The sequence below is a fragment of the Actinoallomurus acaciae genome (genome assembly GCF_042429965.1).
Taxonomy (GTDB): Bacteria; Actinomycetota; Actinomycetes; order Streptosporangiales; family Streptosporangiaceae; genus Actinoallomurus; species Actinoallomurus acaciae.
In genome coordinates, this window is the sequence record NZ_JBHLZP010000287.1 from 1 (window position 1) to 20,722 (window position 20,722).

The following is a 20,722-nucleotide window of genomic DNA, read 5'->3' on the forward strand; positions in this document are numbered from 1 at the left end:
GGTCGGCGCCGGAGGCCTCCGCCGGCACGGCGACCGGACCGCTCCGGACCCGCCGGCGGCCCGGATCGGGTTCGCCGCGTTCCAACGCCGCCGCCAGCAGCGCCGCCGCGGGGGAGCCGACCGTTCCTCGCTCAGGGTGGGCGATGCCGGTCGCCACCACGATCTCTCCCGGCCGGATCCCGCCGACCGGAAACCGCTCGACCCGCAACGTACGATTCATGATCGCTCACCTCCGCGTGGCTGACCTGTGGTGCCGCCCGAACGGTTCGGCCACCGCCGGACGAGTCCTCCGAAGGCGGGCGGCGCTCACGAGGCCGCCGTGTCCAGGGTCCAGGTGGTGGTGCGGGCCAGCAGCTGCCTGACGGCGGGATTGACCCGCTGCGGGTGGAGCCGGGACCGCAGGACCTTCACCGCGGCGGTGGCGCGCCGGCACGTCAGGAAGGGGTAGTCGTCGAGGAAGGCGTGCCAGAAGGTGACGGCCTGCTCGAGCTGGCCCTGGTCCAGGTGGAGCTCGGCGAGGCGGGCATGGATGAGGGCGCGGGAGCGGCGCTCCCACGGCGGGCGGAGGCGGATGGCCTCGGTGAGCGTGGTGATCGCCCCCCGCCTGTCGCCCATCAGCGCCCGTACGGCCGCTTGCTGGTGCGCCAGCGCCCCGGGATGGTACCGGCCCATGGCGGGGCCGCCCTGCACCTTCGGGTCCGCCGAGGCCGGGGAGCAGGCCCGGTCCAGACGCCGTTCCGCGGCCGAGATCGTGGTCAGCGCGTGACGTCGGTTCCCGGCAGCGGCGGCGGCGACGGCGACCTGGCCCAGGAAGAACGCCTGGCGCGCCGGGTCGGCGGCGCTGCGGCTGATGGTCGCCGCGGTCTCGGCGAGGTCGACGGCGTACTGGAGGTGACCCAGGCGCCGCGCCTGAACCGACATGCCCCGCAGCGTGACCGCGTAGCCGGCCGGGTCGCTGTTCTCGGCGGCCAGCTTCAGCGCGGCCCGGTAGTAGTGCTGCGCCAGCCCGTGGCACTCATCGTCGAAGCACATGAACGCGGCCAGATAGGTGAGTTGCGTGGTGGCGGAGAAGAGTCTGCTCCGCAGCGCCGGGGTTCCGGCGGCGCGCAGCCGGGGCGCGATGTCGAAGGCGAGATAGCAGGACAGCTCCGCGCGTGCGTGGCCGCCTCCGAACGAGTCGTCGGTGTCGGAGAACACCCGCGTCATCTGCTCGACCGTGGCCACCTGCCCCGGTTCCAGCCGCTGCGCGCACGACGCGTCCGGCCAGGGCACCAGCCCCGGCTCACGGGCCGCGGCCTGCACCCACCCGGGCACGGCGAGAGCGGCCAGGCGGTAGGCGGTGGCGGACAGCATCCGGCGCCGGCCCTCGTCGAACTGCGCCAAGCCGGCCAACACGGAGGTGACGTCCTGAGGAAGGGCGGAGCTCTCACCGTCGGCGAGTGCCGACCGGCCGGCACCGGCGCGGGACCCGCGTCCCGGCTGCGGCTCCCCGCCCGCGGCCGGCGTGCCCAGACCCGTGTCGGAGGCATCGACCGGGCGGTGCAGCCCGCGGGAGAACGCCTCGGCGATCAGCTCGGGAACCGGCGATCGGGGACGTCGGCCGGCGAGCCAGTGCGTCACCGACCGCCGGTCCAGCCGCATCGCGACCCCGGACTCGGCGGCCACGGCGTTGATCTGCCGGGCCAGGAAGTCCTCGGTCCAACCGGCCTCAGCCAGCAGGCCTCGCAGTAGCCTGTTCGGCACCTTGGGCCTCGTCATGACGCGCTCCAGACCCCCTACGACCGCCGCGCGGTTCGCGAACCCGCCCTGCTCCAGGCAGGCGTTCATAAGCCCTCTCCCGCACGGAATCCTGATACGCGCTCAGCCTGAGTCAGGCGCAGACCGGCACTTTTCTACCTGTCAAAATGGAGGTTACCAAGCCCATCGATTGCCGTGAACAGTGAGAATTTCACCTACGCCGGTGAATAGTGAGGATTTCACCGGCGTATCGCCATGGCGAGCGAAAGACCTTCGTCGGAGTGGACCCACACCGGTACCGAGACGCTGCGGTAGGACGCGATCAGCCCGTCGTCGGAGCGGCCGAGCTCGATCCGCCAGAACAGGAATTCACCCAGGGTTCCGGTGCCGTACAGCGCCTTGAAGGCCGCCTCCTTGGCGGCGAACAACTCGCGCGGCGTGTACGCCCCGGCGGGCGGGAGCAGCGTTCGCCGCTCCTGCCCGCGCAGGACGAATCCGGCCACGCGAGGACTGATGACCGCGCTTTCGATATCGACGCCGACCGCCGCGGCGCCGGGGACCACCACGGCGATCGCCAGGCGGTCGGTGTGGGCGATCGAACCGGCGAATCCCCGCGGGAAGCGCGGCCGGCCATCCGGCTCACGGGGCACGATCCGATCGGCCGCCCCGGCCGGCGTCAGCGCCGCCGCGGCCGCCCGGCGGCCCGCCGCGAACTGTTGAACAGGCCCGTACGGCCGGCGCACCGGACGCCACTCGGTCCACGCGCCGGTGGGGACCTCCAGCCCGGCAGGCACCATGTGCCCTCAGTTACGCAGTGACAGGACGTGGTCGGCCAGCGACTCGATCGAGCGCAGCGCCTCCGGCCGGATGTCCTCGTCCCATTCGAACCCGAACGCGTCCTCCATCGCCACCAGCAGGCCGACCAGCGCGGTGGAGGACACCCCCGCCTGGCGGAGTGACACGGTGTCGGTCACGGCGCCGACAAGACGATCATGGCCGTACAGATCGACGAGTAACGCACGAATGCGCCGCCGGACCTCGAGTGCCTCGTCAGACACGCGATTCCACGTCCTTGACGAATTTGTGGATGATCGCCTGGAAGCTGTCGGGGTCGTCGAAGAAGGGCTGGTGGCCGGCCTTCGGCATGATCTCGTAGGTGCCGTTCGGGAACTGCCCGGCCAGTTCCCTGGCGCCCGTCGGGCTCAGCAGCATGTCGTCGTCGCCGGCGATGATCAACACCGGTGCGCCGATGCGAGGAGGCAACTCGGGGCTGTGCTGGTCATTCGCGGCGTTCCTGAGGTTGTTGGCGAGCTCCTCGGGGTCGGAGACCGCCATGAAGGCCTCGCGGAAGGCCAGGTAACCGGGCGTGCCGAGTGCCTCGTTCATCTCCGAGCTGAACATCTCGGGGTAGAAATGCTCGAACACGGCCGCCGGGCCGTGGCTTTCCAGCGTCCGCAGCCAGTTTCGCTGAATCTGTCGCTGGCGCCGCATGCCACGGGGGCCGAAGACCGGTCCCGCCAGCACGATGCCCTTGACCCGGTCCGGGTGCCACAGCGCCATGTCCCGGGCGAAGACGGTGGCGGTCGACGCGCCGACCAGATAGGTCGACTCGATCTCCAGCGCGTCGAGCAGTCCGATCAGATCGTCCGCATGTTCTTCCCAGGTCGGCTCTTTCTCGACACGCGATGAACGGCCGTGGTTGCACATGTCATAGGTCAGGACGCGGTAATGCCGTGCGAGTTCGCCGGTGAACCCCCGCCAGACCGGAGCGGGTGCGGCGAGGTGGCTGAGAGCCGTGATGACGCTGCCTTCACCGCGCGACTCGTAGTAGAGCTCGACGCCCTCCCGGGTGTGAATTCGTGGCGTGTCCTCGCGGTAGCTCAGATCCATCCGGGCGAAATTCTCTTGATAACTTGCCATCTATCTCTGTCCCTTCCCTGTTTCGACGACTCCGGAGCCCGGAAGGACGCGAGCGAACTCGGCGACGATGGAGGCCGCCGGCGGTTCGTCGGAAATGGCACCGCAGGACAGGCCGCAGTACATCGCCATCTCCTCGATCCGGCCGCTGGTCGCGTCGGTCGGCACCGCGGCGCTGAACCGCGGCACCAGGAACTTCCTCCCCTCGACCACCGTTCGGCCGATGAAGTTCTTGGCCTGATCCGGGTCGCGGGTGACGGCCGTCTCCAGCACGCGGTGCCGCCGGCCCGGCCACCCGATCTCGTAGACATCGCTGATCACCGTGTCGGCTTCGCCGGCGGCGGTCACCGCTCCCTTGAAGTAGGGGTGGGCCCGCGATTCGCGCGCGACCACGAAGGCCGTGCCGAGCAGCACGCCGTCGGCTCCGGCGGCGAGCGCCCGGCCGGCCTCGCCCGGCGATCCGATTCCGCCCGCGGCGACGATGCAGGCGGCGGGGAGCTTCTCGCGCAGCGCGGTGACCAGTTCGTCCCGGGTCGATTCGCCGAGGAGATGGCCGCCCGCCTCGATGCCCTGCGCCACCACGACGGCGCCCAGTCCGGCGGCCCGCACGCCGTCCTCCACGGTTCCTACCTGGACCACGAGGTGGCGTCCCGCGGCGGTGATCCGATCGAACACCGCGTCGCCGGGCATGCCGAACAGAGACAGGTGCACGTGCTGCGGCGTCTCGTCGAGCACCTGCGTCACCTGCTGATCGAGCTCGTCCGGCCCGACCACCTCCGGGATCAGGTTCACGCCGACAGGCCGGTCGGTGCCCGCGATCAGGCGGGCGAGCATGGCCGACAGCGCGTCGCCGACCAGTTTGTAGCCGCCCACGCAGCCCGCCGCGCCGGCGTTGGACACGGCGCACGCCAACTCCGCTCCCGCGACACCGCCCATGCCCGACTGCAGCAGACTCACGTCGATGCCGAGCACCGCTGCCAGCGTGGAGCGCATCAGCCCAGACTCTCCACCGCGGACAGTGCGGCGTCGGCGCTGCCGAACCTCTCCGTCAGGGTGTGCACCCATCGCTCCACGCCGAAGGCGAGGCAGCTGGTGTGCGCCGTGTCGTCGCCGGCCTGGATGGAGCACCGCTCGCCGAAGAAGTTCCGGTGGTAGTTGACCGAGCCGATGGCCAGGCCGCCCACGACGAACTCCTCCTTCACCGGGAACAGCCGCTGCATCTTCGCCTTGGCGCCGTTCTTGTCGAAGAACGGGTCGGTGGCGACCTCGAGGTGAACGTCCAGCCCGAGTTCGGTGCACAGAGTCGTCACGGCGTCCTTGGCGCGGAGCAGGTGCTGCTTGGCCCCGTCCTCGGGCCCGATGAAGACGATCTCCCGCATGGAGAAGCCGAGCAGCCGCTGCAGGCCGTCGTAGTGGTCCTCATTGCGGAAGCACGTGCCGAGGGTGGTCCGCATCGTCCCCTCGAGGGGCAGCGTCGAACCGGCCAGATCGAGATAGACCGCGTAGCACGCCGCCGACGGCAGGGCGAGCGCGGTCGGTTCCATCACGTCGGCCGGAACCCGGTCCAGCGGCCGGTCCGCCTCGGTCAGCAGAGTGCCGAGCCGCTGGGGATCGAGCCGGGTGGCGGCCAGCCCCAGATGCGGGAAGTTGTCGAAGTAGTCGAAGGTGTCGAGATCCTGGCACCGGATCAGGAACGGGAACCGGAACTCCGGAGCGTTCCAGCCTTCGGCGAAGCGCAGAAACACCGCATCGATCGACCGCAACAGACGCAGCTGGCTGCCGTCGAGAACCTTCAAGCCGTTGTCGGTCGCTGTGGTCATCGCGTTGCCTTCTGTGTGAAGAATCGTGCTTCGATCGTCTTGAGGGTGCGGAAGTCGTCCAGGTCCAGCTCTTCCGGATCGATCGGCTCGCCGGTCAGCTCCTCCAGCAGGAAGATGAACTCGACGAACGCCAGCGAGTTGATGGCCCGGCTGTCGATCAAGTCCATCTCGACGTCCAGCTCGCCGAGCTTGGGGTTGCGGCCGAGGATGAACTCGCGGACGGCCTCCATCGGATCGGCCGTCACTTGATCAGATCCTTGCCCGCGCCCGCCTTGTCCAGGAACTTCCGCGTCCGCTTGAGGATCTGGTCGTGCGCCTCCGCGCGGGCGGGGTGCTCCAGCGCACGCCGCCGCAGGGCCAGCGCGTCCGGGATCCCCGCGTCGCGGTAGGCGGCCGGGTTGTAGAGCGTGCCGATGCTGTACCGCAGATAGTTCTCGAGGTACTCGGCGACCACCGGCACCTCGTCCGGATCGCGGTTGGCCACCTGCCCGAGCAGGTTGGTGAAGACCATCCGGCCGAACGCGACATGCCGGCTCTCGTCCTGGTGGTGCACCCGGTTGATCTCGCGGGCGATCGGCGGCAGCGACTCATCGGTGGCCATATGCGCGTTGTAGTAGTCGACGATCTCCTCGAAGATCAGGATGCGTGCGAATATGATCATCTCGCGGGCGACCGGCGACAGATGCGACACCGAATCGGCCTGCAACGTCGGCTGCGCCGGGTACAGCTTGCCGCCGTAGCGCAGGCAGAACTGCGCAAAGAACCACATGTGCTCGTTTTCCTCACCGATGAAGTGGTGGAGGAACTCCGAGACGTTCGCATAGGTCCGCTCGTGGATGCGCATCACCACTTCGCTCATCAACTCGCGGATGCCGTGGATGTTGAGGCTGAAGAAATTGATCGCCTCGTACTTGGTGAGTGCGATCTGCTGTTCGCGCGTCAGCTCGTCCCACATCGGCGTGCCCGCCAGAGTGGTCAGGCTCTCGCTCATCCACGGCTTGTCCGGCTCGATGGACTCGGGCCAGTCGAAGATCGTGTACGGGTTGTAATAGCCGGACTCGGCCATCTGCTCCAGCCGATTCGTATCCAGCTGAATCGGCTCTATCTCACGTACCGCCATTTTCTCCCGTCTTTCCCCACGGAGTGGCTCGCGAATCTAGCTTCGCACCGACTGAATATCTGCCCGTACCTGGATCGGCAGCCGTGAACCGCACTCGTGATAGCCGAAGGGCGCATTGCCGGAAGCGGTGGACGGAATCACCTTGTTGTAGATCGACCCAAGGCACAGTTCTTGGAACTCCCCGGTCTTCGGCGAGAGCCGCGCGGCCAGCTGGGCCTTGGCGATGTCGACGGTCTTCAGCGAACCGTCGTCGTCCTCGACCTCCACGCACGCGTGCGGCAGATCGAGGGCACCGCCGAGCACGCCGCAGAACCAGCCTCGTTTGGCCTCGGCCCGATATCCGGCCGCCCGGAACTGCTCGGCCAGGAACAGGCTCGCCGCGATGCAGCTCGTCGCGCCCAGCGCGTGCACCAGCTGGTAGTCGGCCTGCATGGGGACGGGGATCATCTGCCAGCGATAGCCGGCGTCCAGGTACTCGTGGGTCAGCCGCCGCAGCTCGGGCGAGACCACGGGAGTCCGTGCGCCGGTCGTGGTGACCATCGCCCGGTACTCCGCCGTCCCCGCGCCGGTCGTCGGCGCGGCCACCTCGGCGAGGCGTCCCCCGAACCGGGCGACATTCGGTTCTTCAAGGTGCCAGGGTGCGTCCCCGGCGCAGTCGGTGCATTCGAGCTGAACCCGGAAGTCCCACAATTTCTCGCGCAAGAGGTCGTCCACCGGACGGCCGGCGAAGCGGAAGAGCAGGCGGAACGCAAGTTCCGGCTGTGTCCTCGAACTGTTGGAATACATGCCGAGGTTGTACAGATCATTCGGGTCGAAATGGCGCACCCCGGATCGATCCTCATGCGGAAGACCCGCCTCGACGAGCGTGTCGATATCCGCCGAGTCGCACCGCAGCATCTCCTGTGCCACGGATTCCGGCTGGGTCTTACTGGAATACTGGGCGGGGATGAATTCGATGGAATCCGCCACTTTTTCCCAGGGTGTACTTGCGGTTACGTCTTGGCGCGACACGGTATATCTCCCCAGGCAGCACGACTGCGCCGACGATTCGGCGCCTGTCATCGCCGCGACACCACGGGAAGTGTTGTCGGATGCCCGCAGCGATCGACCCAGTTGATTGCGTATATTCCACTGGTCCGTAGCCTGCATCTACGAACGAGGCCGACGGTACCAGCCGATGGGCCAGGTAAATAGATTATTTTCACATATGTGCTCATGCATTCCTCATCGGGTGAATGTACTTTCTCACGGGCGTCGGCCGATGTTTCCTCTGGTGACAATGAGACACGTGTGGTCCGGGTCACCCCAAGCGTGACGCCGGGGCCGTGCGGAGGCCCGAGAGTCCGATTGGCGGAGGAGGGCCGTACTCAACGGGTCGGTCCGTGGCCGGGTATTGGAACATGCGCATTCGAAGTTCCTCCGCATTTTCGGTGCAGAGGCGATGCGATCGGTGGGGCGCTGCTAGCGTTCTGTGAAGATCATCTGGGCGCGAAAGATAAACAAGCCGTCGTCGGTGGGGCACTCAAAGTCTGCGGCCACGCAACGTAACGATTCTCATACTGACGGCATCAAAAAGGCCCCTACTCAGCAAGATCTTTCTCGCGGTGACGGGCCTTGACGACGATCATATCGCTGTGTCACACTAAATCGACGGCATAAGTATGCCTAAATTCGGCTGATTCTGTTCGGTCAATTAAAGCACCTTGTCAGGTTCGGCGCCTATCTGATGGCGCAGCGGGTGTTCGGCTCGAACAAGCGCGATTGCGGCCACGACTTCCTGCCGTTTTCGGCCCTTCCTCACCGGCCCGGCCGGCCGGTACGGGATCACACGGCGCGCCACTACGACGTCCGATGCCTTGTTCTTCAGCGTTCATTCGGCGCCGAGGGCGAGGCGTTCGGCGAACCGGCGGTCGACACCGGACGGTCGCCGGGAGAGCCTCACCGGCCCGGCCCGTGAGGTGAGCGTGACCGAGCCGTACGCATGACGTGGGTCGACCATTTCGACCGTGCACTTATGGATGGCACCTGCCCGGCGAGCGGGCGCGCCGGATCGCGAACCAGGGGGACCCATGCCGAAGCGGGATGACATCACCTCGGTTCTGGTGATCGGATCCGGCCCGATCGTGATCGGGCAGGGGTGTGAGTTCGACTATTCAGGCACCCAGGCCTGCCGGGTGCTCCGGAACGAGGGCATCCGGGTCGGCCTGGTCAACTCCAACCCGGCGACGATCATGACCGACCCCGAGTTCGCGGACGCCACATACGTGGAGCCGATCACGATCGACACCCTGGAGAAGGTGATCGCGATCGAGCGTCCGGACGCGCTGCTGCCCACCCTTGGCGGGCAGACCGCACTGAACGCCGCGGTGGAACTGGATGAGGCGGGCATCCTCCGTAAGCACGACGTGGAGCTGATCGGCGCGAACATCGACGCGATCCGGGCGGGGGAGAACCGGGAGCGGTTCAAGGAGATCGTCACCGGCCTCGGCGGCGCGGTGCCGCGCAGCCGTGTCTGCCGCTCTCTCGACGACTGCCTGGCCGCGGCCGACGACGTCGGGGGACTCGGGTACCCCGTGGTGGTCCGGCCGTCGTTCACGCTCGGCGGCTCCGGCTCCGGCATCGCCCGGGACCCCGGCGAGCTGCGTCGCATCGCCCGGGCCGGCCTGGACGCCAGCCCGGTGCACGAGGTGCTGTTAGAGGAGTCGGTCCTCGGCTGGAAAGAGTTCGAGCTGGAGCTGATGCGGGACCGGCACGACAACGTGGTGGTGGTGTGCCCGATCGAGAACGTCGACCCGATGGGCGTGCACACCGGGGACAGCGTCACGGTCGCGCCCGCCATGACGCTCACCGACCGCGAGTACCAGCACATGCGCGACACCGCGATCGACATCATCCGGGCGGTCGGCGTGGACACGGGCGGTTGCAACATCCAGTTCGCCGTCGACCCGCGCACCGGGCGGATGGTGGTGATCGAGATGAACCCGCGGGTGAGCCGCTCATCCGCACTCGCCTCGAAGGCCACCGGCTTTCCGATCGCGAAGATCGCCGCCAAACTCGCGGTCGGTTACACGCTGGATGAGATACCCAATGACATCACCGGCGAGACACCGGCGTCATTCGAGCCGGCCCTCGACCACGTGGTCGTGAAGATGCCGCGGTTCGCGTTCGAGAAGTTTCCCGGCGCCGATCCCGCGCTCACCACCCACATGAAGTCGGTGGGCGAGGCGATGGCGATCGGCCGGTCTTTCGGCGAGGCGTTGCAGAAGGCGCAGCGCTCGCTGGAGAGTAACCAGGGTCCATTCAGTTTCAAGCAGACCGAAACCGACGTGGACTTGTTGCTCGACCGCTGCCGTACTCCGCACGACGGGCGAATGAGAACGGTGCAGCAGGCGCTGCTGGCCGGCGCCGGTGTGGCGGATGTGCACGAGGCGACCGGCATGGACCCGTGGTTTCTACGGCAGATCCAGCAGCTCAATGAGATGTCGGAACGGGCCGTGGCTGTTCCAATACTGGACCGTGCCACGCTGCGGGGGCTGAAGTCCGCGGGATTCTCCGACGCGCAGATCGCGCAGGTCCGCGAATGCGACGAGCGTGAGATCCGCGAGCTGCGCTGGAGGCTCGGGGTCCGGCCGGTGTACCACGCGGTGGACACCTGCGCCGCGGAGTTCGCGGCTCGGACCCCGTACCTGTATTCGACATACGACGAGGAGACCGAGGTGCCGGGCGGCGAGCGTCCGAAGGTCATCATCCTCGGCTCCGGGCCGAACCGCATCGGCCAGGGCATCGAGTTCGACTATGCCTGCGTGCACGCATCGTTCGCGCTGGCCGAGGCGGGCTATGAGACCGTGATGGTCAACTGCAATCCCGAGACCGTCTCGACCGACTACGACACCTCCGGGCGGCTCTACTTCGAGCCGCTCACCCTGGAGGACGTGCTGGAGGTCGTGCACGCCGAGCAGGAGACCGGCGAGGTCGCCGGGGTGATCGTGCAGCTCGGCGGGCAGACGCCGCCTCGCGCGCGACCTGGAGGCGGCCGGAGTTCCGGTGGCGGGCACGCCGCCGGCAGCGATCCACCTGGCCGAGGACCGGGAGGAGTTCGCGGCGGTGCTGGCCGCGGCCGGACTCACCGCGCCCCGGTACGGGATCGCCCGCTCCGGGGACGCGGCGGTGCGGATCGCCGGAGAGATCGGCTACCCGGTGCTGGTGCGGCCGTCGTACGTGCTCGGCGGCCGTGGCATGGAGATCGTGTACGACGCTCGGGCGCTGCGCGCGTACGTCTCTCAGGCGACGGAGGTGTCTCCCGGGCATCCGGTGCTGATCGACCGGTTCCTGGACGAGGCGATCGAGATCGACGTGGACGCGCTGTACGACGGCCGCGAGCTGTACCTGGGCGGCGTGATGGAGCACATCGAGGAGGCCGGCATCCACTCCGGCGACTCCGCCTGCGCGCTGCCGCCGATCACGCTGGGCCGGGACGGCGTCGACCGGATCCGCGCCGCCACCGAGGCGATCGCGGCGGGGGTCGGCGTCCGCGGCCCGCTCAACGTGCAGTACGCGCTCGCCGCCGGGGTGCTGTACGTGCTGGAGGCGAACCCGCGTGCCTCCCGCACCATCCCGTTCGTCTCCAAGGCCACCGGGACGCCCCTGGCCAAGGCCGCGGCCCGGATCATGTTGGGGGAGACCATCGCGGACCTGAGGACGGCCGGCCTGCTGCCCGCCGTGGGCGACGGCGGGGAGCTCCCGTACGACGCGCCGGTGGCGGTGAAGGAGGCGGTGCTGCCCTTCGGGCGGTTTCGGGACGTCGACGGGCATGGCGTCGACACCGTGCTCGGGCCGGAGATGCGTTCGACCGGCGAGGTGATGGGGATCGACGCGACGTTCGGCACCGCGTACGCGAAGTCCCAGGCGGCGGTGTACGGCACGCTGCCGGTCACGGGACGGGTGTTCGTCTCCGTCGAGGGCAGGGACAAGCGCGCCATGATCTTCCCGGTGAAGCGGCTCGCGGACCTGGGCTTCGAGGTCTGGGCGACGGAGGAGACCGCGCAGGTGCTGCGGCGCAACGGCGTTCGTGCCGAGGTCGTGCGCAAGCACGGCGACGGTCCCGGCGCCGACGGGGAGCCGACGGTGGTGACCCGGATTCTGGCGGGCGAGGTCGACCTGATCGTGAACACGCCGTTCGGCGCCCGGGGGCGGTCCGATTCGCGGCTGGAGGGCTACGAGATCCGCACCGCCGCGGTCCAGCGTGGTGTGGTGTGCGTTACCACGGTCTCCGGGCTGGCCGCCGCGGTGCAGGGCATCGAGGCCGCGATCCGCGGTGAGGTGGGCGTCTGGTCCCTGCAGCAGCACGCCGCCGCCTTGGCGGGACGGCGGCGTGCCATTCCTGAGGGAGACCGGCCCGGGGCGTAATCGAATGACCTCCTGCGGTAGTCGCATATTGCGAGAGATGGCAGAAAGAGTGCGCGGTGCCGGGGGTGGATCGGGGCGGCGGGCACGTCGACAAACACGTGTGCTGTCACCGAATTGGTGTTCGTGAGCGGTATACGGCTCGGAGTCCTGGATCACCGAACGTAATCTGCCATGGTCATCATGTTTTGCCCAATCGTTACTATCGCCGGATGGGCACTTGATCGCCTCGCTTTCCGGAAGCCTTCCTGGTGTCTTCCGGCAATCTGTCGGCCTCGCGGCCGTTCCGGTAGAGCCAGGTTTAGAAGGGTTAAGAGGTATGGGTCTTCATGATGTGACTGCCGCCTGGCATTCCTGAGTTTAGGCCTTGCGCTGCCGAAAGATGCTGCGCTACTCTCCGCCTAGAGTGTCCGGTTTCGGGTGGATAAAGGTTGGGGCCATGCTCGAGAGCTTCTCAGCGCGAAGGACGGAACTCTGTATCGGGAAACGGTGCGTCGGGGGTCGGAAAACACTTCGCATCGAGAAAAATAATCTACGAGTCTGTAGAAGTTGTTACGCACGGGTAGAAGCCGAACTCAGAGAGCTTCCACGGATATACAGCGGCTTAGCCCAGGTGATGCTGCCGTCACCGCAGCGTCCGTTCCAGCGGATAAAGGGCGTGCGCAGCGCTTCGGGTATACGGATCAACGAGGATGCGAGCTCTGGCCGGTCGGAGATACTCGGCTTTCTCCGGTCCTGGTCGGCGCTGGTGGCCGATGAGTGTTCGGTGCGCAAGCCGGCGAGCCCCGACTGCAACTCATTGACTCCGTTTCTGATCAGACACTTAGATTGGCTTCTCGCGCACCCTGCCGCCGGTGACTTCGAGGAAGAGGTAGCCGCGCTCACCGTACGCTTACGGCAGATCACCGAATCCGGCCCGAAGCAGTTCGATATCGGTCAGTGCGTGCGGCCGGGATGTGATGCCCGTCTTTTCGCGGTGCACTCGGCCGGTAGCGGAAAATGCGAGGTTCATTGCGGGGCGGGACATGCATGGCAGGCCGATCAGTGGCTGCATCTCTATCGGCAGCTTCAGGGTGCGCGATGAGTCATGTCATTCCCTGCCGCGACCCGGCGGCGAGGCCGGAGACCCGTTGACAGGAGGATATCTGCATGGGGGAGACCACGGGGCCCGGCCCCCGGCTTGTTCCCACCGGACTCGCGGCTCTGGCCGCTGGAGTAACTGCGGCGACCATCAGGAAGTGGGCCAGTCGCGGAAAGATAAGACGCTTCGGTACGCCGCGGAAGGCATTGTACGATCTTGACGAGCTCATGCTCCTCATCGGTGACAGGAGCAAGGATTCGTCGAACTGAGGAAGCTGCGATCCGACCTCGAACAACGCATCCATCATCGAACTCCGGAACGACCTGCGGAAACAGCGTTACGCCGCAGGTCGTCAGGCATGTGTGACGGCTTTCATGCCCTCCGCATTCTCCTGATTTTTAATTAGTTTAGCAGCGGGTGACCGTCGAGGTCCTGGACTTCGAGGATGCCGCCGGATGAAGGCGCCGGCCGGCACGTCCGAACCGCCTCCGGCCCGCCCAGAAGTACCTTTCGCCCAGCCCGAGGAATGGTCCAGGCGCGCCCTCCGTCGCCACCGGCCCCGCGGCCTGCGCGAAGTCTCCCTCACCGGCCGAGAGCGCCCGGGTGTGTGGCCATCGCGCCCGACACCCGTCATAACGATACGCCGGGCAAGTCAAGATCAACCTATGTCAAGCGGCATTACATCATCGGGATGTGAGTCGTACGTTCGCCGTCGAATGACGGGGTCCTAATAGAAGGGATTCCGTAGGGGGATCAAATGGGAATTGAAGTAATGGTGTCCGACGGACTATGTCTGTCCCGTCTCGCGCTCACCGCACTGCTTGAGCAGTGCGGGGAAATCCGAGTCGTGGGAGCGGTGGATGAGGGCCTTGACGCCCTGGAGTTCGCCGAGATACGTCGGCCGGACGTAGTGATCATCAGCTTCGACGGCGCGGACAACGGTGCGATCACGATCGCCGAGAAGATCACCGGAATTCCGGGCTGCCGGATCCTGCTGCTCGCTGCGGCGTTCACTCGTTCGATCGTACGCCAGGCCTTCACCGGCGGGATCCACGGTATGGTGCAGCGAAGTGTGTCCCCGGACCGCTTCTTCGAGGCCATCCACCGGGTGCATCAGGGTGAAAGGGTCTTCGACGCGGAGTTGACGGTCGCCGCGCTGGGCAACGAAGGCTGCCCGTTGACCTTACGGCAGCTCTCCGTGCTCGAGCATCTCTCCCAAGGCGACACGGTGGTCGAGATCGCGGCACAGTTACACCTCTCCGAGGGGACCGTGCGCAACTACCTTTCGTCCGCGGTGACGAAACTGGGCGCACGCAATCGAATTGATGCGTTGGGGATTGCCCGGGACTCGCACTGGATCTGAATTTCGGACCGCGTACCCGATGAAGGGGCGCGGCTCTTTCAGAGTGCGGGCACGGATGGGAATGCGGTGTGCCGTCCACCCCGGCGCAGGCAGGCGCTTCCCAACGCCCCGGACATCCTCTGCCCACGCGGCCGGACTCAACGATCGGAAACAGCAAGGAAACAAGTGGTGAATTCCTCCATCACGTCCATGCCCACACCACCCAGACGCGATGTCGATCCCCGCACTCCGCTCAACCGGCTCGCCCTCCTGCTGGACCCCGGATCCTCGGTGATGCTGCACGAGCCGGACGAGATCGCGGCGACGACCGTGCGCGGCCAGATCGACGGACTGAAGGTCATCGCCTTCTGCACCGACGCCACGCGACGGGGCGGCGCGCTGGGCCTGGCGGAGTGCGTGCGGATCGCCGAGGCGATCGACCTCGCCGCGAGCGACGGTTGCCCGGTCATCGGCCTGTGGCACTCCGGCGGCGCGAAGATCGGCGACGGCATCGAGTCGATGCACGGGATCGGGCAGATCTTCGCGGCGATGATCAGCGCCTCCGGCGTCGTACCGCAGATCTCCGTCGTGCTCGGCCCGGCTGCGGGCGGAGCCGCGTACGGACCGGCCCTCACCGATCTGGTGATCATGGCGCCGGCCGGGCGGATCTTCGTCACCGGCCCGGAGGTCGTGTCGAGCGTCACCGGAGAGAAGATCGACATGGCGGGCCTGGGCGGCGCCGAGGCGCACGGCCGCAGGTCCGGAGTGGCCCACGTGACGGCCGAGTCCGAGGCCGACGCGTACGACACGGCGCGCCGGCTCGCCGGTCTTCTCGGCCGGCCGGGAACGTTCCGGGCGAGCGCGGCGGGACCGCCCAGGGATCTGCGGGCGTTGCTGCCCGAGTCGTCCCGCCGAGCGTATGACGTGCGCCCGCTGGTGCGCGAGATCGTCGACGACGGCGACTTCCTCGAGTTGCAGCCGAAGTGGGCGGCCAACGTGGTGATCGGTCTGGGCCGGCTGGGCGGAGGCACGGTCGGGGTCATCGCCAACAACCCTCTTCGCAAAGGGGGATGCCTGGACTCGCTGAGCGCGGAGAAGTCGGCGCGTTTCGTGCGGATGTGCGACTGCGCGGGAATCCCGCTGATCGTGCTCGTCGACGTACCCGGCTACCTGCCGGGCGTCGGGCAGGAATGGAGCGGCGTCGTGCGACGCGGCGCGAAACTCCTGTACGCGTTCGCCGAGGCGCGGGTGCCGCGCGTGACATTGGTGACGCGGAAATCCTACGGCGGGGCCTTCATCGCGATGAACTCCCGTGCCCTGGGGGCCACGGCGATCTTCACCTGGCCGGACGCGGAGGTCGGGGTGATGGGGGCGGAGTCGGCGGTCCGCGTCCTCCACTGGAAGAAGATCGCGGCCTTACCGGAGGACGAGCGTGAGGCGATGCGCGCTCGCCTGATCGAACGACATCGGCAGGCGAACCGCGACCTCGGCCACGGCATCGTGCTGGGCCTGATCGATGAGGTCATCGATCCGTCCCTGAGCCGCCGCCGAATGCTGGAGGTGTTCGCGGCCCGTCAGGAGAGCGGGCTCGCCGGCCGGGGGAGCCACGGCAACATCCCGCTCTGACCGCGAAGAGCGATCGCCAAGCCCGCCGTCGAGTTCGCGCTGCGAATGGAGCCCTAAATGAACCTGGACGCGGTGACAGCTGACGTCATCGGCGATGTCGCCCTTGTCCTTGGAGCGGCGTGGCTGTTAGGCGCCGTCGCCCGCCGGATCGGTCAGCCGACCGTCGTCGGCCAGATAGTCGCGGGCATCCTTCTGGGACCGAGCCTGCTCGGAAGGTTCCCGGGGCACTTGACCGGCCGCCTCTTCACTCACGAGGCCGTGCCCTTCATCTCCGTCATATCGCAGCTCGCCGTCGTGATCTTCATGTTCAGTGTGGGCTATGAGATCGATTTCCGGTCCATGCGCAGAAACGGCCGGTCGGCCTCGCTGATCGCAACCGGCGCGCTGCTCGTTCCGCTGGCCCTCGGCTCAGGCGTCGCGATGGGGGCCCGGCATGCGTTCAGCGCCATCGGGGAACAGCACGCCGGCGGCCGGTCCTTCGTGCTCTTCATCGGCGTGGCGATCTCCATCACCGCCCTCCCGGTGCTCGCGGCGATCGTGCGGGAACGGGGGATCGCCGGGACGACGGTGGGCGTCGTCGCGACGGCGGCGGCCGGGTTCATGGACGTGTCCGCCTGGCTCGTCCTGGCCTTCGCGCTGATCGGCACCGAGGCGGCCGGGGCAAGGCCCTGGCCGGAGACCGTACTGTTCATCGCCGGCTTCGTGGCGGTGATGATCTTCGTGGTCCGCCCGGCGTTGAAGTGGTGGATCCGGCGCCCAGGGGCCTTGGTGTCGAGCCAGGCGCCCGCCGCGCTCGTGCTCGCGGCCGCGGGCGCGTGGGTCACCGCGTCGCTCGGTCTGCACCCGATATTCGGTGCCTTCATCGCCGGACTGGTCATGCCGGGGCGGGAGGAGGCCCCGGACGCGGACGTGCTGCGCTCCATGGAGATCGCCGGGGGACTGCTCCTGCCGCTGTTCTTCGTGGTCACGGGGCTGACGACCAACATCAGTGCGCTGAACGGCGGCGATGTCGCCCTGCTCGTCGTGATCGTTGCCTGTGCGATGTTCGGCAAGATCGGTCCGGGCTATGTGATGGCGCGCCTCGGCGGTCTCGACGCGCGCCAGTCGGCCACGGTCGCCGTGCTGGTGAACACCAGAGGCCTGACCGAACTCATCGCGCTCAACGTGGGGCTGAACGCAGGCATCATCACCGACCGGCTGTTCACGATCCTTGTCCTCATGGCCTTGGTCACGACCATCATGACAGGGCCCCTCATCTCCGCGATCGGCCGTATCGACAAAAGGCCGTCAGTGCCGCAGGAAAGCGGTTCTCTCACCGAGCCGGGAGTACTGGACTAGACCAGACCTTCCATCGGGCCATTTCGTATACGAGGTTTCCCGTAACATTGCGAGATTGTGAGATGTAATGGAGAAACTGGCAGAACGCGATGAGGAAGAGAAGATTCTTGCCACGGTCTTCAGTGAATGTACCGCGGGTCGCGGTCGCGTAGTCGCGATCAGCGGCCCGATCGCAAGCGGCAAAACAGCCCTGCTGCGCTCGTTCGCGCAAGATGCCGCCGACGCCGGCGCGACGGTGCTCGAGGCCACCGCATCCAGCTTCGAGAGCCATCATCCGCTCGGGATCATCGACCAGATGCTCAGAGGCCGCCGGCTTTCCTCGCCGAGCGCGGAGAGGGAGATCCGTGCGCTGCTCGAAGGCGTGTGCGACTCGGTCGCGCGCGTCGACGAGTCCAGAGCCCTCCGGCAAATATCATTGCCCATCCTTAATCTGCTCCACAGCGCGTTCCAGCACCTGACCAGTAGCCAGACGCTCGTCGTCTGTGTCGACGACGCGCATTTTATGGACGTTGAATCGCTCCAATACCTGCTGGCGCTCATGCGCCGGATGAGCAATGCCCCGATACTGTTCATGTTCAGCTACTGCCGGGACCTGGGAAGGAACAGCGTCCAGCGAATCATCCAGGCCGAGATGCTGCGGATGCCGAACTGCTGCCAGATGCCGCTGAACCCGCTGTCTCTGACGGGCGTCGCGGCCGTCCTCGGCGACTACATGGGCCTTGAGACGGCAGGCCGGCTCGCATCGGAATACCGGTGCCTGAGCGGCGGAAAGCCGTTGCTGGTGCATGCTCTCGCCGAGGACCACACGACCGCCGGCGGGACTCATGAGGCCGGCACCGGCCCGGATGAGCACGGGCGGCCCGTCGCCGGCCCGGCCTTCGGCCGCGCCGTCCTGAGCTGCCTCTACCGATCCGATCCCGTCATGCTCGAGCTCGCGCAGGTGATCGCCATTCTGGGGGCATGCGGGTCACTCCCGGTCGTGGCGCGTTTCTGCGACACGGCCCCGGAGTCCGTCCGGCAGGTGGTGACGTCCGCCGGGCTCGGAGGCCTGCTGGATCCCGGCTTTCTCGGGCAGCCCAGCGTGCGCAAGGCCGTGATCGGCAGCATCCCGCCGGGCGTCTGGCACGCCATGCACTCACGAGCCGCCCGGCTCCTGCATGACGAGGGCGCTCCCGCTCTGGCGATCGCCGAGCATCTGATGCTCGTCGAGGAGAAGTTCCCGTGGGCGAACAGGGTGCTCCGCGAAGCGGCGGACCAGGCTCTGGTCGAGGGGAACCGGGAAGCGGCCATCGGCTACCTGAGAAAGGCGTATCACACCTGTGCGGACAGGCGAGAACAGGCCGGTATCTCCGCCAAACTGACCGATGTCCTGTGGCATCACAATCCCTGCGCGGCCAAGCGTTACCTCCCCGACCTGGTCGCTGCCATCAAGAACGGCTATCTCGCCGTTCAGCAATCGGTCCAGGTCGTCATGAACCTGCTCTGGCACGGGGAGGTCGCCCAGGCGACGAGCATATTGGCGCTCCTGCGCGACGGCTCTGGTGGGCAGGTGACGAAGCGCACCGTATCGTACGTCGACAAAATGTGCCTGTGGCTTCCTCTCGCCTATCCCGGAATCGCGTCCGGGGTGGGCCGTGTCGACACGGCCCCCTTGAACGTCATGGCGCCCACCTCGGCCCCGGAGCACCGGGCGGTGGCGGCGCTTGGCGCCGTCCTCGGAAACGGCCACGAGGCCAGTGCCGTTCACGCCGCCGAACTGGCCCTCAGGGAGGCACGGGCCGGTGTCGCGAGCCCTGCGTCATCGATGGCGGCACTGGCGACGCTCCTCTATTCCGACCAGCTCGACAAGGCGTCAGTATGGTGTGATTCTCTCCTTTCGGGTGCGGGCGAGAAGCACGGAACCGTATGGAAGGCCATGTTCATCTCGGCGCGCGCGGCAGTGGACTACCGTCTCGGTGATCTCGCGAATGCCGAGCAGCAGGCGCAGGAGGCACTCACGCTGATGTCGCCGGAGAGCTGGGGAGCGGCTCTCGCGGTGCCACTGGCATTCCTCGTGCTCGCCATCACGGCAATGGGACGCTACAAGGACGCCGAGAGCTATCTCGAGTTTCCGGTGCCCGACGCGGCCTTTGAAACTCTGGGCGGATTACACTACCTCAACGCGCGAGGGCATTTTCATCTCGCGACCGGCCGCTACGACGCCGCTCTCCAGGACTTTCTGGCGTGCGGGCATCTCATGCAGGTCTGGGACGTCGACTGCCCGGCCGCGGTGCCCTGGCGTACGGACGCCGCCCAGGCGTATCTCTGCAAGGGGCTCCTCCCGCAGGCCAGGGAGCTGATCGCGGAGCAGATGGCGCTGCTGCCGCCGGGGCGGTCGCGCACCCACGGGATGACCTACCGCGTCCATGCGGCAACGCTCGACCTCGAGGAACGCCGGCCCGTGCTGCTGGAGGCGGCGGACATCTTCGAAAGCCGCGGTGACTCGCTGGGGCTGGCCTACGCGCTGACGGATCTGAGCCATGCCTGCAAGGCGCTCGGGGATCGCGGCCAGGCGCGGGCGAGGGCGCACAAGGCGCGGGCGCTGGCGGAGCGATGCCACGCCGCGCCCCTGCAGGAGTCGCTCGCCGCCGTCTTCGAGGACGGCCCACCCGCGGAGAGCATGAGCGAGCGCCACTGGCCCGCCCCCCAGCTCAGCAAGGCGGAGCTGCGGGTCGCGGAACTGGCCGCCCGAGGCTCCACGAACGAGCAGATCGCCCGGAAACTGTTCATCACGGTCAGCACCGTGGAGCAGCACCTCACCCGCGTCTACCGAAAACTCGCGATCCGGCGGCGTACCGAGCTGCCGTCACGCCTGGGCGAGGCGGTCCAGTAGATCTCGGCCGGGTGCTCTGTCATGAAGGACACATGCCTGGGGCAGGCGGGAGAGGTTTTCGGTATGACCGCCGTGGAACTGGAACTGCGCCGCGTCTACGGCGCCTACCCGACGGGCGTGACGGCGGTCGCGGGCCTCGTCGCGCGCCGGCCGGTCGGCATCGCCGCGAGCTCCTTCGTGCCGGTTTCCCTGGAGCCGCCGCTCGTGTCGGTATGCGTGGCGCACACCTCGACGACCTGGCCGGTGCTGCGCGACCTGCCGCGCATCGGGATCAGTGTGCTCGGCGCCCACCAGGAGGACGTCGGGCGGCGGCTCGGCGCGCGCGGCGGCGACCGCTTCGCCGGTGTCGCGTGGCGTTCGGGCCGGGAGGGCTGCGTGCTCATCGAGGGCGCCGCCGCGTGGTTCGACTGCACGATCGAGCAGCAGTTCCGGTCCGGTGACCACGACATCGTGGTGTTCCGCGTGC

At 67.5% G+C, this 20,722-nt stretch carries 17 protein-coding genes and 1 pseudogene; 7 read left to right on the forward strand and 11 right to left on the reverse strand.

Translation table 11 applies throughout. The features are described 5' to 3' along the window. The 11 genes from ACFFNX_RS30625 to ACFFNX_RS30675 all read right to left on the reverse strand — a co-directional run. Positions 1-220, reverse strand: a 220-nt coding sequence (locus tag ACFFNX_RS30625) for a hypothetical protein (protein ID WP_378209347.1), incomplete at its 3' end; no start/stop codon positions are given. Between the two features lie 86 nt (positions 221-306). Continuing rightward, complete coding sequence (locus tag ACFFNX_RS30630) at positions 307-1,827, reverse strand: NsdA family TPR-like regulatory protein (RefSeq protein WP_378209348.1); 1,521 nt, start codon at positions 1,825-1,827, stop codon at positions 307-309. A gap of 149 nt (positions 1,828-1,976) precedes the next feature. Then, the gene (locus tag ACFFNX_RS30635) at positions 1,977-2,534 is read right to left on the reverse strand and encodes a 4'-phosphopantetheinyl transferase superfamily protein (protein ID WP_378209349.1); all 558 of its coding nucleotides are present in this window, start codon (positions 2,532-2,534) and stop codon (positions 1,977-1,979) included. 6 nt (positions 2,535-2,540) lie between these two features. After that, complete coding sequence (locus ACFFNX_RS30640; RefSeq protein ID WP_378209350.1) at positions 2,541-2,795, reverse strand: phosphopantetheine-binding protein; 255 nt, start codon at positions 2,793-2,795, stop codon at positions 2,541-2,543. Further along, the gene (locus tag ACFFNX_RS30645) at positions 2,788-3,627 is read right to left on the reverse strand and encodes an alpha/beta fold hydrolase (protein WP_378209351.1); all 840 of its coding nucleotides are present in this window, start codon (positions 3,625-3,627) and stop codon (positions 2,788-2,790) included. The genes ACFFNX_RS30640 and ACFFNX_RS30645 overlap by 8 nt, the downstream gene beginning before the upstream one ends. Positions 3,628-3,657: 30 nt before the next feature. Further along, entirely contained in the window at positions 3,658-4,647 is a 990-nt protein-coding gene (locus tag ACFFNX_RS30650; RefSeq protein ID WP_378209352.1) for an NAD(P)H-dependent flavin oxidoreductase, read from the reverse strand. Further along, positions 4,647-5,474: a class-II aminoacyl-tRNA synthetase family protein gene (locus ACFFNX_RS30655; protein ID WP_378209353.1), complete on the reverse strand. Its 828-nt coding sequence runs from the start codon at positions 5,472-5,474 to the stop codon at positions 4,647-4,649. The genes ACFFNX_RS30650 and ACFFNX_RS30655 overlap by 1 nt, the downstream gene beginning before the upstream one ends. Continuing rightward, a complete protein-coding gene (locus tag ACFFNX_RS30660) occupies positions 5,471-5,719 on the reverse strand; it encodes an acyl carrier protein (protein WP_378209354.1) in 249 nt (82 codons plus the stop codon). The genes ACFFNX_RS30655 and ACFFNX_RS30660 overlap by 4 nt, the downstream gene beginning before the upstream one ends. Continuing rightward, entirely contained in the window at positions 5,716-6,540 is an 825-nt protein-coding gene (locus ACFFNX_RS30665) for a diiron oxygenase (RefSeq protein WP_378209355.1), read from the reverse strand. The genes ACFFNX_RS30660 and ACFFNX_RS30665 overlap by 4 nt, the downstream gene beginning before the upstream one ends. Before the next feature lie 90 nt (positions 6,541-6,630). Beyond that, entirely contained in the window at positions 6,631-7,563 is a 933-nt protein-coding gene (locus ACFFNX_RS30670; protein ID WP_378209356.1) for a hypothetical protein, read from the reverse strand. A gap of 901 nt (positions 7,564-8,464) precedes the next feature. Further along, complete coding sequence (locus ACFFNX_RS30675) at positions 8,465-8,593, reverse strand: hypothetical protein (protein ID WP_378209357.1); 129 nt, start codon at positions 8,591-8,593, stop codon at positions 8,465-8,467. Between the two features lie 70 nt (positions 8,594-8,663). Between ACFFNX_RS30675 and carB the strand changes: the two are divergent. The 7 genes and pseudogenes from carB to ACFFNX_RS30710 form a co-directional block, all read left to right on the forward strand. Next, positions 8,664-12,000: pseudogene (gene carB, locus ACFFNX_RS30680) on the forward strand (carbamoyl-phosphate synthase large subunit). A gap of 613 nt (positions 12,001-12,613) precedes the next feature. Next, positions 12,614-13,081, forward strand: a complete 468-nt coding sequence (locus ACFFNX_RS30685; protein WP_378209358.1) for a hypothetical protein — start codon at positions 12,614-12,616, stop codon at positions 13,079-13,081. Positions 13,082-13,835: 754 nt separating this feature from the next. After that, the gene (locus ACFFNX_RS30690; RefSeq protein ID WP_378209359.1) at positions 13,836-14,441 is read left to right on the forward strand and encodes a LuxR C-terminal-related transcriptional regulator; all 606 of its coding nucleotides are present in this window, start codon (positions 13,836-13,838) and stop codon (positions 14,439-14,441) included. A gap of 168 nt (positions 14,442-14,609) precedes the next feature. After that, the gene (locus ACFFNX_RS30695; RefSeq protein WP_446678534.1) at positions 14,610-16,046 is read left to right on the forward strand and encodes an acyl-CoA carboxylase subunit beta; all 1,437 of its coding nucleotides are present in this window, start codon (positions 14,610-14,612) and stop codon (positions 16,044-16,046) included. A gap of 57 nt (positions 16,047-16,103) precedes the next feature. Further along, positions 16,104-17,384 (forward strand): cation:proton antiporter, encoded by a 1,281-nt coding sequence (locus ACFFNX_RS30700; protein WP_378209360.1) that lies wholly within the window; start codon positions 16,104-16,106, stop codon positions 17,382-17,384. A 67-nt stretch (positions 17,385-17,451) separates the two neighbouring features. Further along, positions 17,452-20,256 (forward strand): ATP-binding protein, encoded by a 2,805-nt coding sequence (locus tag ACFFNX_RS30705; protein ID WP_378209361.1) that lies wholly within the window; start codon positions 17,452-17,454, stop codon positions 20,254-20,256. A gap of 63 nt (positions 20,257-20,319) precedes the next feature. Then, on the forward strand, positions 20,320-20,722 hold a 403-nt coding region (locus ACFFNX_RS30710; protein ID WP_378209362.1), incomplete at its 3' end, for a flavin reductase family protein.